General features: G+C 62.9%; 14 protein-coding genes and 4 tRNA genes. 12 read left to right on the top strand and 6 right to left on the bottom strand.

Translation table 11 applies throughout. The features are described from left to right. Positions 1-25: 25 nt before the first annotated feature. Both AC1TQG_RS03980 and AC1TQG_RS03975 read right to left on the bottom strand, forming a co-directional pair. Positions 26-910 carry an LLM class flavin-dependent oxidoreductase gene (locus AC1TQG_RS03980; protein ID WP_482137253.1) on the bottom strand — a complete coding sequence of 295 codons (885 nt, stop codon included), beginning with the start codon at positions 908-910 and terminating at the stop codon, positions 26-28. A 137-nt stretch (positions 911-1,047) separates the two neighbouring features. Continuing rightward, positions 1,048-1,539 carry a YajQ family cyclic di-GMP-binding protein gene (locus AC1TQG_RS03975; protein WP_482135631.1) on the bottom strand — a complete coding sequence of 164 codons (492 nt, stop codon included), beginning with the start codon at positions 1,537-1,539 and terminating at the stop codon, positions 1,048-1,050. A gap of 162 nt (positions 1,540-1,701) precedes the next feature. Here AC1TQG_RS03975 and AC1TQG_RS03970 point away from each other — a divergent pair. The 10 genes from AC1TQG_RS03970 (at position 1,702) to rplA (ending at position 6,878) form a co-directional block, all read left to right on the top strand. Next, positions 1,702-1,782 (top strand) — tRNA-Tyr (locus AC1TQG_RS03970). Positions 1,783-1,940: 158 nt separating this feature from the next. Further along, a tRNA-Thr gene (locus AC1TQG_RS03965) sits at positions 1,941-2,013 on the top strand. A gap of 66 nt (positions 2,014-2,079) precedes the next feature. Continuing rightward, positions 2,080-2,156: transfer RNA gene (locus tag AC1TQG_RS03960), tRNA-Met, on the top strand. A gap of 153 nt (positions 2,157-2,309) precedes the next feature. Continuing rightward, the gene (gene rpmG, locus AC1TQG_RS03955; protein ID WP_028463290.1) at positions 2,310-2,477 is read left to right on the top strand and encodes a 50S ribosomal protein L33; all 168 of its coding nucleotides are present in this window, start codon (positions 2,310-2,312) and stop codon (positions 2,475-2,477) included. 161 nt (positions 2,478-2,638) lie between these two features. Then, positions 2,639-3,724, top strand: coding sequence for a fused (3R)-hydroxyacyl-ACP dehydratase subunits HadA/HadB (locus tag AC1TQG_RS03950; RefSeq protein WP_482135630.1), 1,086 nt, complete (start codon positions 2,639-2,641; stop codon positions 3,722-3,724). A gap of 215 nt (positions 3,725-3,939) precedes the next feature. After that, positions 3,940-4,012, top strand: a tRNA-Trp gene (locus AC1TQG_RS03945). 109 nt (positions 4,013-4,121) lie between these two features. After that, complete coding sequence (gene secE / locus AC1TQG_RS03940; protein ID WP_482135629.1) at positions 4,122-4,613, top strand: preprotein translocase subunit SecE; 492 nt, start codon at positions 4,122-4,124, stop codon at positions 4,611-4,613. Between the two features lie 43 nt (positions 4,614-4,656). After that, positions 4,657-5,511 (top strand): transcription termination/antitermination protein NusG, encoded by an 855-nt coding sequence (nusG, locus tag AC1TQG_RS03935; protein ID WP_482135628.1) that lies wholly within the window; start codon positions 4,657-4,659, stop codon positions 5,509-5,511. Positions 5,512-5,614: 103 nt separating this feature from the next. Next, positions 5,615-6,049, top strand: a complete 435-nt coding sequence (gene rplK / locus AC1TQG_RS03930) for a 50S ribosomal protein L11 (RefSeq protein ID WP_482135627.1) — start codon at positions 5,615-5,617, stop codon at positions 6,047-6,049. Positions 6,050-6,164: 115 nt separating this feature from the next. Continuing rightward, complete coding sequence (gene rplA, locus AC1TQG_RS03925; RefSeq protein ID WP_482135626.1) at positions 6,165-6,878, top strand: 50S ribosomal protein L1; 714 nt, start codon at positions 6,165-6,167, stop codon at positions 6,876-6,878. Between the two features lie 67 nt (positions 6,879-6,945). Here the strand turns inward: rplA and AC1TQG_RS03920 are convergent, their stop codons facing one another. Then, complete coding sequence (locus AC1TQG_RS03920; protein WP_482135625.1) at positions 6,946-7,944, bottom strand: LLM class flavin-dependent oxidoreductase; 999 nt, start codon at positions 7,942-7,944, stop codon at positions 6,946-6,948. 129 nt (positions 7,945-8,073) lie between these two features. Here AC1TQG_RS03920 and AC1TQG_RS03915 point away from each other — a divergent pair, with 129 nt between their 5' ends. Then, the gene (locus AC1TQG_RS03915) at positions 8,074-9,096 is read left to right on the top strand and encodes a phosphatidylinositol-specific phospholipase C (protein ID WP_482135624.1); all 1,023 of its coding nucleotides are present in this window, start codon (positions 8,074-8,076) and stop codon (positions 9,094-9,096) included. An 11-nt stretch (positions 9,097-9,107) separates the two neighbouring features. On the opposite strand, the gene AC1TQG_RS03910 is transcribed toward AC1TQG_RS03915, so the two are convergent. From AC1TQG_RS03910 to AC1TQG_RS03900, 3 genes are read right to left on the bottom strand one after another with little or no spacing between them, the layout of a single operon-like run. Next, positions 9,108-9,722, bottom strand: a complete 615-nt coding sequence (locus tag AC1TQG_RS03910) for a flavin reductase family protein (protein ID WP_482135623.1) — start codon at positions 9,720-9,722, stop codon at positions 9,108-9,110. Continuing rightward, positions 9,719-10,273, bottom strand: coding sequence for a dihydrofolate reductase family protein (locus AC1TQG_RS03905; protein ID WP_482135622.1), 555 nt, complete (start codon positions 10,271-10,273; stop codon positions 9,719-9,721). Before AC1TQG_RS03905 ends, AC1TQG_RS03910 begins: the two co-directional genes overlap by 4 nt. Positions 10,274-10,285: 12 nt before the next feature. Beyond that, positions 10,286-10,861: a TetR/AcrR family transcriptional regulator gene (locus AC1TQG_RS03900; RefSeq protein WP_482135621.1), complete on the bottom strand. Its 576-nt coding sequence runs from the start codon at positions 10,859-10,861 to the stop codon at positions 10,286-10,288. A 132-nt stretch (positions 10,862-10,993) separates the two neighbouring features. Here AC1TQG_RS03900 and AC1TQG_RS03895 point away from each other — a divergent pair, with 132 nt between their 5' ends. After that, positions 10,994-11,815, top strand: a complete 822-nt coding sequence (locus AC1TQG_RS03895) for a DUF2786 domain-containing protein (protein ID WP_482135620.1) — start codon at positions 10,994-10,996, stop codon at positions 11,813-11,815. Positions 11,816-11,887: the final 72 nt, after the last annotated feature.

Genomic DNA, 11,887 nt, shown 5'->3' with positions numbered 1-11,887 from the left:
ATTGCCGCAGCTCATGATGTGGGCGCTATAGCCGAAGGTCTTTGACGATCTCCGCGACCCGATCGAGCTGGCCGATGTCGGAACTGGTTGGTATGAGGTGGATTTCATCGGTGCCGATCGCGGCGAACTCCTCGAGCACGATGGCGAGTTCGGCGTCGGAGCCGGACCAGCCCGTCGTGGGCGCAATGGCGTCGACGAACTCGGCCGGAATCCAGTTCATGTAGTGGCGCAGGTGCTGGTGTATCTGGGCGCGAGCGGGTTCGGGGTCGCCGAGCGCGAACCAGAATGACGTGGCGAGGTGGGGTGGCTTCTTGCCGGCCTCGGACCATGCGGTGGAGGCGATGTCGAACAGCTCCCGCTGCTTGCCGACGTCGAGGTCCAGCGTGATGCCTGCCAATCCGTCAGCCCACGCGGCCGCGCTGCGAAGTGTCTTGGGTCCGATCGTCCCGACGAGCAGCTGGGGTCCGCCCTCTTGGATCGGCGTAGGCCCGACCGGGAGTACGGAATCGGTCTGGCGTTCACCGGCCCACACGCGCTTCATGACGTCGACGCGCTCGGCCATCTGCCGCATCGTCTGGGTTTTCGGATCAGCACCCACCGACCGGTAGTCCTCGTGTCGACCACCCACGCCGATACCGACGGTGAGCCTGCCGCCGCTGATGACGTCTCCGGTGGCGAGTGCTTTCGCCAGCATCACCGGATCGTGCAACTGCGGCACGATCACGGTGGTCACCAGACGTACCCGCTCGGTCCACGCCGCCACCGCGCCGAGCAGCGTCAGGCTGTCGGGATTGTCGAAGGCGATCCGTTCGCCCCAACAGAGCGACGAAAACGGGCCTTCGTCGATGACCTTCGCCCAGGTTCTGAGCATTGCCGCATCAAGGTCCGGTTCCATCACCGGCATCGTCATTCCGACCTGCACGGGCCTGATTCTGCGGCATCGACGAGCCGAGCGTCACCGAATTCGTCCCCCTGACTGGTGTCCGAGGGTCATTTGCCCTCGGCGGGCACTCAGGGGGACGAAGTTTGGTGGAGAGTCGGTCAGGACTACCGGTAGTTCACGAACTGCAGGGCGATCTCGAAATCTTTGCCCTTGAGGAGGTTGATCACTTCCTGGAGGTCGTCGCGCTTCTTGCTCGACACCCGGAGCTCTTCGCCCTGGATCTGAGCCTTGACGCCCTTGGGCCCCTCGTCGCGGATGGCCTTGGAGATCTTTTTGGCCTTCTCGGAGTCGATGCCCTGGACCAGCGAACCGGTGATCTTGTAGGTCTTGCCCGAGCCCACCACCTCGCCGGCGTCGAACGCCTTGAGTGAGATGTCCCGGCGGATGAGCTTTTCCTTGAACACCTCGAGCCCGGCCTGGGCCCGCTCCTCGGCATCGGAGGTGATCACGATGTTCTCTTCGCCGGACCACTCGATCGTGGTGTTGGTACCGCGGAAGTCGTAACGCTGAGACAGCTCTTTGGCGGCCTGGTTGAGCGCGTTGTCGACTTCCTGGCGGTCGAGCTTGCTGACCACGTCGAAACTTGAATCTGCCATAACCGACAAGGGTAGTCGGGTGCTCGGCCGAAACGTTGCATCACGGGTCAAAAGCTCCAGATCCGGTGCCGCTGAACAGCGGATTTGTGGTTCTGGGGGGTACCCAATGTAATGTTTCCCGCGTTGCTTTCCGACGGTCCAAAAGACAACGGAAAGTGGCACGGCAGGTTGCCCGAGCGGCCAAAGGGAGCGGATTGTAAATCCGCCGCGCAAGCTACATAGGTTCGAATCCTATACCTGCCACAGCGCCAGAAAAGCGGCCTCGAGCTGGATTTTTCAGTGAGAGGCCGTTTGGTGCGAAAGAGGGATGAACAGCGGATTTGGCACCAGCCGGGCGCGCTGTGTAATCTCGATGAGGCCCTGAAGTAAGGGTGCCGCGAGGCACCGGAGCGCAGAGCCACGCCCCCTTAGCTCAGACGGTAGAGCGTTTCCATGGTAAGGAAAAGGTCGACGGTTCGATTCCGTCAGGGGGCTCGCTGGACTCAGGATCGAGCGGTGGGACTGCTAGACGCCGCCCCGCCGTAGTCGATTCCGGGCCATGGCGGTGTAGCTCAGTTGGTTAGAGCGAACGACTCATAATCGTTAGGTCGCCGGTTCGAGTCCGGCCATCGCTACCAGGGTCGCCTCCGGCAACGCGCTACCGTGCCGCCTGCGGCAAAGTGCTACCAGTGCCGCCTACGGCAACGCGCTAGCAGTATCGCTCCGGCGATGACCACCGAGTGTCTCCCCACCAGGAGACACACCACACGATCCACCTGAAAGGCAATCCCGTGGCCTCCTCAACAGACGTGCGCCCCAAGATCACCTTGGCCTGCGAGGTTTGCAAACACCGCAACTACATCACCAAGAAGAATCGGCGTAACGACCCCGATCGCCTTGAGATCAAGAAGTTCTGCCCTAACTGCGGAACCCACCAGAACCACAAGGAATCGCGCTAGCCACCATCTGGTGGTCAGTCGCTGACTGCCTATTCGACCGGGGACGCGCCAGTGTTCCCGGTCTTTGGTGTTGAAGCGGAAATGGCGCGGCGGCATCCCAGCCCTGGTCGATGATCGCCCCGCCCGCGTCCAATGGACAGTTGAAAGATGAGGTCGGTCGAGTGACGAATGCGAGCGAAGCACAGGTCGAGCAGCGCCTCGAACCGCTCGGGGATGGCGAGAAGCAGACCCCCGAACAGATCGCCGAGCACACGCAGAAGATGGTCGGCTTCAAGTACACCGTCGACGACTACTACGAGGTCGGACGCGAGAAGGTACGCGAACACGCCCGCGCCGTGCAGGACACCAACCCCGTGCACTGGAACGAGGAGAAGGCCCGCGAGATGGGGCACGACACCCTCGTGGCCGCTCCCACGTTCGTCTCGGTACTCGGCATCATCGCCCAACGACGCCTGTTCGAAGACGTCATCACCGGCTATGACCTCTGGCAGATCATGCAGAGCGATCAGCGGCTCGTCTTCCACCAGCCCATCAAGGTCGGCGACCAGCTGGTGTGCGACGTCTCACTCGAATCCTTCCGTCAGATGTCCGGCACCGATCTGATGGTCACCAAGAACGTCATCTGGAACCAGCGCAACGAACCGGTGATGACCACCTTCACCAGCCTGGCCGCCCGCGCCGCGGTGGAGGCGGACCCGGCGCTGGTCGACAAACTCGAGCACGTGATGATGAAGGAACCCGTCGGTATCAACCCGGGCAAGACGGTCGAAGGGCCGTTCGCCCGATACGACGACCCGGATCCCGACATCTCGCCCCAGGCTTACGGTGCCGTCAACTTCGATGAGCTCACCGTCGGCCAGGAGCTCCCGCCGCGGACCTTCAAACTGACCCGTGGCAACCTGATCAACTATGCAGGGGTTGCCGGAGACCCGAACCCCATCCACTACAGTGATGAGGTCATCAAGGTCGCCGGCTTGGACGACGTCGTCGCCCATGGCATGCAATCGATGGGTCTGGGAGCAAGTTTCCTCGGCGAGTTCATCGGCGACCCAGCGGCAATCTGCGAGTACAACGTGCGCTTCACCAGCCCCGTGTACGTACCCGCAGACGACTACGCATCTGTCGATTTCACCGGCAAGGTGAAGTCGCTCGATCCGGAAACCCGGCGCGGGCAGATCTCGATGGTCGCAAAACAAGGTGAGCGCAAGATCTTCGGGCGCGCGCTCGCCACAGTGCAGTTCAACTGAATCTCTCGTACCGAACCGGGTAATCGACGGACAAAGCCCAGCTCACAGAGCTGGTTGGAGTTCGACCCACCTGGTGACGTACACTTCTAAAGTCTGAGATTTACTCAAACTCGCGCGCTGCCCTGAGGGTGGCGCGTTGGTTTTGTGTAGTCCAGACGCCGGGTCGACGAGGACTCGAGGGCCATCACGTGGTCAGCGAAGCCGAGACGACCCAAAGGGGCGTAGCTCAACTGGCAGAGCAGCGGTCTCCAAAACCGCAGGTTGCAGGTTCAAGTCCTGTCGCCCCTGCCCTTGGCGGTGTGTTTCACACACCGGAAGGGCAACCGATGTCAGTTGTTGTGTGGCAGGGCCCAGGCCCGACACGTCAGCAGCGGACTTCAGCCACGAGAGGATCAAGTTGAGCAAGCGCGACCGTGCCGAACGCGCCAAGAACGCGGCCGGGCCGACCGACGAGGTCGAGCTCGACGCTTCTGTGGACTCCGCAACGGATTCGGTGGACGACGACGCCGCCAGCGGTGATACCGCAACGCAGGCGCGTCCTTCGGGCAAGCGTTCGCCGCGTGGCAAGCGACCAAACCTCGCGAAAAGCGACGGTGGCGATGACGACGACTCCACCACGTCGGCCGTCACCACCAAAGACGCCGGCAAAGACAAGAAAAAGGATGGCGCGCGCAAGCGGGTCAAGCCGGAAGACAGCCGTAATCCGTTCATCCGGATCTACGTGTTCCTGACACAGGTTGTCAGTGAGCTCAAGAAGGTCATCTGGCCGACGCAGAAGCAGCTGATCCAGTACACGATCATCGTGCTGATCTTCGTGATCGTGATGGTTACGTTCGTCTCGGCGCTGGACCTGGGCTTTGCCAAGGGAGTTTTGTGGTTGTTCGGGTAACCAACCCGAGCGACTGCTTCGAAGAAAGGGAGCGTGGGCTGCAGTGAGCACCCCCGAGAACGACGCTGATATCAGCGAGACCGAAACCGACACCATCGATCAGACGGCCGGTGATTCGGGCGCTGTTGACAGTGGCGTCTCCGACTCCGAACCGACCGACGAGGCCCCCGACACCGAGGCGACCGACAGCGACGACGTCGCCGAGGAGACCCTCGACGAGGCTGCCGACGCCGCAGAGGTTGTCGATGCCCCTGAAGCTGCCGAGCCCGAGGAAGAAGAAGACCCAGTCGAGGCGCTGCGGAAGTCTCTCAAGAAGGCTGCCGGCGACTGGTACGTGATCCACTCCTACGCCGGGTACGAGAACAAGGTGAAAGCCAACCTCGAGACCCGTGTGCAGAACCTCGACGTCGGCGACTACATCTTCCAGGTCGAGGTTCCGACCGAAGAGGTCACCGAGATCAAGAACGGTCAGCCCAAGAAGGTCAACCGCAAGGTGCTGCCCGGCTACATCCTCGTTCGCATGGAACTGAACGACGAGTCGTGGGGCGCAGTGCGCAACACGCCCGGCGTCACCGGCTTCGTGGGACTGACCTCGCGTCCGTCCCCGTTGTCGATGGACGACGTTCTCAAGTTCCTGATGCCGCGCACGGAGCCCAAGAAGGCCTCGGGCAAATCGGGTTCCGAGGGTGGAGCAGACCTGGCCGCCGCAAACGCGCCGGTCGTCGAGGTCGACTTCACGGTCGGCGAATCGGTCACCGTCATGGATGGACCGTTTGCAACGCTGCCTGCGTCGATCAGCGAGGTCAACGCAGAGCAGCGCAAGGTGAAGGTGCTGGTTTCGATCTTCGGTCGTGAGACCCCGGTCGAGCTCGCCTTCAACCAGGTCGAAAAGATCTAACAGGTCTTTTCCGCCCAACAGACTTTCACGTCTCCAGCGGGCGTGAAACCGGGCTGAAGCAAGTCATCAGCCCAAGCGACATCAATCAGAAACAGGGAAAAGGATGCCCCCAAAGAAGAAGAAGAAGATCACCGGGATCATCAAGCTCCAGATCAACGCAGGCGCCGCCAACCCGGCACCGCCCGTGGGTCCGGCACTTGGTCAGCACGGTGTGAACATCATGGAGTTCTGCAAGGCGTACAACGCCGCGACAGAAAGCCAGCGCGGCAATGTCGTGCCTGTGGAGATCTTCGTCTACGAAGATCGTTCCTTCGACTTCAAGTTGAAGACCCCGCCGGCCGCGAAGCTGCTGCTCAAGGCCGCCGGTCTGCAGAAGGGCTCGGGAGAGCCGCACAAGACCAAGGTCGGCAAGGTCACCATGGATCAGGTCCGTGAGATCGCAAAGACCAAGCAGGAAGACCTCAACGCCAACGACGTTGAGCAGGCCGCGAAGATCATCGCCGGAACCGCCCGCTCCATGGGCATCACCGTCGAGTGAGCTTGCGAACTCGCAAGCTCTGACAGTGGCTGAACTTTTTACCAAGTAATCGTGGCAGGGCCGGCTCGGTCCGCACCACCAAACCGCATGTGTTGCGGAGAAAGACAGAGCAAATATGAGCAGGAACAGCAAGGCATACAAGGCCGCAGCTGAAAAGGTCGACAAGTCCAAGCTCTACAGTCCGCTGGAGGCTGCAAAGCTGGCCAAGGAGACCTCTTCGACCAAGACCGACGCGACCGTTGAGGTTGCAGTCCGTCTCGGTGTCGACCCCCGTAAGGCCGACCAGATGGTGCGCGGCACCGTCAACCTTCCGCACGGCACCGGTAAGACCGCCCGTGTGATCGTTTTCGCCGCAGGCGACAAGGCCAATGAGGCCCTCGCTGCCGGAGCTGACGAGGTCGGCGCCGAGGACCTGATCGAGAAGATCCAGGGAGGCTGGCTCGACTTCGACGCCGCGATCGCCACCCCGGATCAGATGGCCAAGGTCGGCCGCATCGCCCGCATCCTCGGACCGCGTGGCCTGATGCCGAACCCGAAGACGGGCACCGTCACCACTGACGTGACCAAGGCCGTCAACGAGATCAAGGGCGGAAAGATCAACTTCCGTGTCGACAAGGCCTCGAACCTGCACTTCGTCATCGGCAAGGCTTCGTTCGACGAGAAGCAGCTGGCCGAGAACTACGGCGCTGCGCTGGACGAGATCCTGCGTGCGAAGCCGTCGGCAGCCAAGGGCCGGTACCTGAAGAAGGTCACCGTCTCGACCACCACCGGACCGGGCATCCCGGTGGATCCGTCGGTCAACCGCAATTACAACAACGAAGAAGTCTGAGCACGTCTGAACTGACATGAGGCCGGGACTCCCCAACGGGGGGTCCCGGCCTTTGTTGTTCGGCGGATCAGACCTGCGCGGCCTTCATCGCGTCGGCGGTGAGCTCGAGTGAGCGCAAACGTCCTTCGATGGAGACGGACTGATGGCAGACCATCAGTTCGTCGGCCTGTGCGATCTCGGCGAAGTCCTCCAGATAGCGGCGGGCATCGTCGCCGGTTCCGATTCCGGTGTACTTCATCATCGTGGCGATTTGGTGTCCCTCGCGCGTTGTCAGGAAGGCGTCGATCTCTTCGTCGCTGTACTCCGGGGTCGATGGTCCTCTGGAGATCAGGCCACGAACGCGGATGCGCCGCAACGCCTCGAAGTCCGCGGCCGCAGCATCGGGATCGTCGGCGGCGACAACGTTCACACCTGCGATGACGTAGGGCTCGGACAGTTGTTCCGATGGCTTGAAGTCGCGGCGGTACAAGGTCACCGCCTGTTGCAGGGCATCGGGGGAGAAGTGCGAGGCAAACGCGTACGGCAGACCGAGGTGCGCCGCGAGTTGGGCACCGAACAACGATGACCCGAGGATGTACAGCGGCACATGGGTTCCGGCTCCGGGAACCGCGGTGATCCCGGGAATCCGGGACTCGTCACCGAGAAAGCCTTGCAGCTCGAGCACATCCTGGGGAAACCGATCAGCTGAGCTGTTGTCGCGGCGCAGGGCGCGCATGGTGGCCTGATCGCTGCCGGGTGCCCGGCCCAGACCGAGATCGATCCGGCCCGGATGAAGTGTTTCCAACGTCCCGAACTGTTCGGCGATGGTCAGGGGTGCGTGATTCGGGAGCATGATGCCGCCTGCGCCGAGTCGAATGGTCTCGGTATGCGCGGCGATGTGTGCGATCAGGACGCTGGTGGCCGATGACGCAATCGTTGCCATGTTGTGGTGCTCGGCATACCAAACCCGCTTGTAACCGTGTCGTTCCGCGGCGCGGGCCAGTTGCACACTGCCTGCGAAACTTTCGCGAGCACTCTGCCCGGGGGCGATAGGGGCGAGGTCGAGCACGGACAAAGTCACTGACATACGGGAGCCTTCTTTGGTTCGGGGTCTTGAGTACAAACTGGAAGTCGATCGGGTTATATGACTAGCAACGCGTTTGGCCCCGGGTCCCTTCCCCGGACCCTGAAGAGGGCCACCACCAAAGGATTGTCTGTGAACTCTGCAGGTTTCGGCCGCCGATCTGCGCTGCGCGCCCTGATCGCCCTTCCCGCAGTTGCCTTGCTTCCGTTGACCTCGTCGTACACGGCGACGGCGGTCTCGAGCGGTAGCGCCGATCTGCCAACCGGTAGTGCCGGTGGCGACGACCTCGGTTCGCGGCCGGCACCGGACTGGATGAGCCTGATCCCGGACGGCACCGCGTTGACGGCGATGTCCGTCCCTGGCACCCACGACACGATGGCTTGGCGCGGGACGATCATCGGGCAGACGCAGAGCAGTGATCTGCCAACACAATTGGCGGCCGGGGTGCGCGCCGTCGACATCCGGACCAGGCATTTCCGCGATGGTTTCCCGATTCACCACGGGGTCGAGTATCTATCTGCCGACTTCGGCGACGTGGTCAGGCAGATCTCGGAATTCCTGCAGGTGCATCCGGGCGAGACGATCCTGATGCGGCTGAAGGAAGAACACATCGCCGCGGAGAACACGCGGTCGTATGAAGAAACCCTGAACTGGTACATCCACAACAACCCCCAGACCAAGGATCTGTTGGCCACACATCTGTGGACGCCGCCGACCGGATACGACGGCAGCATCCCGGATCTCGGTGTGGTGCGCGGCAAGATTGTTGTCCTGCAGGATTTCGCCGCTTCGACAAGCTACGGGCCGCGATGGGGCGGCGCCCAGATGGATATCCAGGACGACTACGAGCTCGGGAGTCTGGCCGATGTGCCGTCGAAGTGGCGCAGTGTTCAACGGCAGTTCGACGCGGCCCGCGGCGGGCAGGCGCCGACCCTGTTCGTCAACCACCTCAGTGCCACCGGGACCGATCCGATCGCGATCGCGCAGGGGACGGTTCCGGTGACCGTGGCGCGAGGCGCACCCGGGGTGGTCGGGATACTCGAGCGCACCCGAAGTCACCTGGCAGTCGAACCCACCGGACGGACGGGTGTTGTGATGGCAGACTTTCCGACCACGGCAATCGTCGGAGCCGTCATCGCGCGCAACGTGCACTAGCGCTTGCGCGCCTACGGGCGGTCGCGGACGACTACCTCTCCGGGCAGTCCCCATTCGAGACGTCCGAGACGTGCGAGCGGTGCGAGTTTTGCGAAGTCGGGATGGCCGTCGTCGGCCGCGACCCGGGGATCGACAGTGACCGCCACGACCCGTCCCATCACCACCTGCGAGTTTCCCACCTCGATGATCTGGTGCAGAACACATTCGATGGAGACCGGACTGTCCTTGACCCGCAGACAATCGACCACCGCCGCGGGTTCGGATGCCACCCCGACGGCTTCGAACTCGTTGACGTCCTCGGCGAAGCCGGCCGAAGTGGCGTTGACGTAGTCGATCATCGGCTCGGTCGCCACGTTGATCACGAACTGGCCGGTGGCTCTGGCGTTGTCGGAACTGTGTTTGAAGCCGCCCACCGTCGTGAACTGCACGATCGGTGGATTCGTCGAACTGACGGAGAAGAAGCTGAACGGTGCCAGGTTGTCGACACCGGCGGCGCTACGTGAGGACACCCAGGCGATCGGGCGCGGCACGACCGACGAGGTGAGCAGCCGGTAGAACTCTCCTGGCGAGGTGTTGCTGTGGTCGAAGAGTTTGCGTTCGGCGTTCGGCTCGAGGTCTTGTTTCACCGTTCCAGCATGGCATCCGGGATCACCCGGTACACGGACTGCACCAGGCCCTTGCTCAGGGTCACGGTCCGCTTGTGTTCGAGGAGGATGTCCTCGTCGACGAATCCGAACAGAGGTAGTCCCGAACCGAGGATCACGGGCACCGTTGTGATGGTGAGTTCGGTGATGATCTTGCGGTTCAGGAATCCGGTTATCAGCCGCCCGCCGTCGACATACAGGTGGCGTAGGCCTTCGATCTTCGCGGTTTCGAGCACGTCGTCGATGCTGCGGTGCACGGTGATGCGGTCGTCGACGCCTGCGTCTAGCAGCGAGCTGACGACGAGGACGCGCATGCCCTCGTACGGCCACTGCTCGAACGACAGGCCGACCTCGTAGGTGTTGCGGCCCATGGCAATTGCATCGATGGATGCGGCGAAATCGTCGTAGCCGGTTTCGCTCATGTCGTCATCACGTCTGGTGAGCCAGTCGATGCCGCCGTCCTCGCGGGCGATGTAGCCGTCGACACTGGTCGCGATGAACACAGCGCCGGTGATGTCGGTGGTCGAGGTCATGGTGGCTTCCTTTCATCTCCACGCGGAGGTGAGGTTGTTGAACTCGGTGTCGAGGATCGACACCAGGGGGTGGGTCGGGTCGATGGTCCACCCGAGAAAACTGCCCTCGAGTAGGGCGAACAGGGTGCGTGCTGCCGCCGCTGGGTCGGGAGCGCGGGGGAGTTCCCCGGCCGCGATCGCGCGGGCGATGAGGAGTTCGAACTGCGAGCGTTTGCGCTGCCACCCCAGTGCCAACAGGCGGGTCAGCTCGGGATCGCCGAGGTCGGCCGCCAGTGACGACACATGGTTTGCGGCCTCGTCGGGGTGGGAGTGGTCGATATAGGACCGCACCGACAGTCGATGCAGCGTCGTCACCGGCGTTTCGCCGGGTTTCGGTGCCGGGTCGGCGTCGATGGCATCAATCCAGCGCTGTGAGGACGCGATGAGGAGTCCACGCTTGGATCCGAACCGCTTGACCAGGGTCGCGGCTGACACGCCCGCCTCCTGACCTGCGAGTTCGAGGGTGAATCGTGCGCAGCCGGTCCGGGCGAGCACCGCCGCGGCAGCGTCGAGAAGAGCGGTATCGGTGTTCACGCGAGGTCGGGCCACAGGAGTTAGTAAATCACCATTTCCTAATTCGGACCAGAGTGTGCCGCGGCATTTGTCCCCACCAAAGGACGCCGTCCACAATGCGGCGCCGCCCGAATGGTGAGGTCGGGGCCAGCCCCTAAGGTTGGACGGGTGCAGGACAACAAACTTCTGACCAAGATCGCGGGTCTGCTGCGCCAAGCCGAGGGCACAGACAACGAACACGAGGCGCAGGCATTCATGCAGGCGGCTCAGCGGCTGGCCACCGCGGCGTCCATCGACCTCGCCGTGGCAAGGGCGCACGGCAATGGCAACCAGCGAGTCGCCCCGGAACAGCGCAATATCGCGATCGGGGAGGCAGGCAAACGCGGTCTGCGTACGTACGTGCAGCTGTTTGTCGCGATCGCCAGGGCCAACGACATCACGTGCGACGTCGCGAGCAACTCGACCTTCGTCTACGCCTACGGATTTCCCGGCGACATCGACTCGTGTGAGGCGTTGTACAGCTCGCTCGTGGTGCAGATGGTCGCCGCCAGTGACGCCTACCTGAAGTCGGGGGACTACAAGGGTGAGACGTTCGCCCGCGTGGTCACCGAGCGTCGTGGCCGGTACGCGCGCCGGGTCGTCGAGGAGAAGCAGCTGTCGCCGATCACGGCCCGGCTGAACTTTCAGTCCGCGTTCGCCGAACGGATCGGCAAACGGCTCGCCGCGGCTCGCGATGAGGCGCGGGAGCAGGCGGTCGCCGCCGACGGTGGCAACAAGGAGTCGGGGACGGCACTGGTCCTGCGCAACAAGGAGATCGAGGTCCGGGATTTCCATCGGGATGTCTCGACGGCCCGGGGAACCTGGCGTTCCCACAGCGCGTCGGCCGGTTACTCGGAAGGTGCGCGCCGGGCAGGCGATCGGGCCGGGCGTCGTGCACGACTGGGTGAAGACATCGCACTGGGTGGCCCTCGCGGGGCACTCGAGGCGTGACCACGCAAACGCTCCACTTTTACGAAGACGCTCCAGAAGTATGTGGAGCGTCTTCGAATAAGCGGAGCGTTT

The organism is Williamsia sp. Y844, from assembly GCF_056786475.1.
The sequence above is the reverse complement of the archived record's forward strand: the minus strand, read 5'-3'. Positions and strand labels throughout refer to the sequence as shown.

Bases quoted from the DNA above. Each gene is read 5' to 3' on its own strand.
- AC1TQG_RS03980 (WP_482137253.1), bottom strand. From the start codon at position 910: ATGACGATGCCGGTGATGGAACCGGACCTTGATGCGGCAATGCTCAGA.
- AC1TQG_RS03975 (WP_482135631.1), bottom strand. From the start codon at position 1,539: ATGGCAGATTCAAGTTTCGACGTGGTCAGCAAGCTCGACCGCCAGGAA.
- rplK (WP_482135627.1), top strand. From the start codon at position 5,615: ATGCCCCCAAAGAAGAAGAAGAAGATCACCGGGATCATCAAGCTCCAG.
- rplA (WP_482135626.1), top strand. From the start codon at position 6,165: ATGAGCAGGAACAGCAAGGCATACAAGGCCGCAGCTGAAAAGGTCGAC.
- AC1TQG_RS03920 (WP_482135625.1), bottom strand. From the start codon at position 7,944: ATGTCAGTGACTTTGTCCGTGCTCGACCTCGCCCCTATCGCCCCCGGG.
- AC1TQG_RS03905 (WP_482135622.1), bottom strand. From the start codon at position 10,273: ATGACCTCGACCACCGACATCACCGGCGCTGTGTTCATCGCGACCAGT.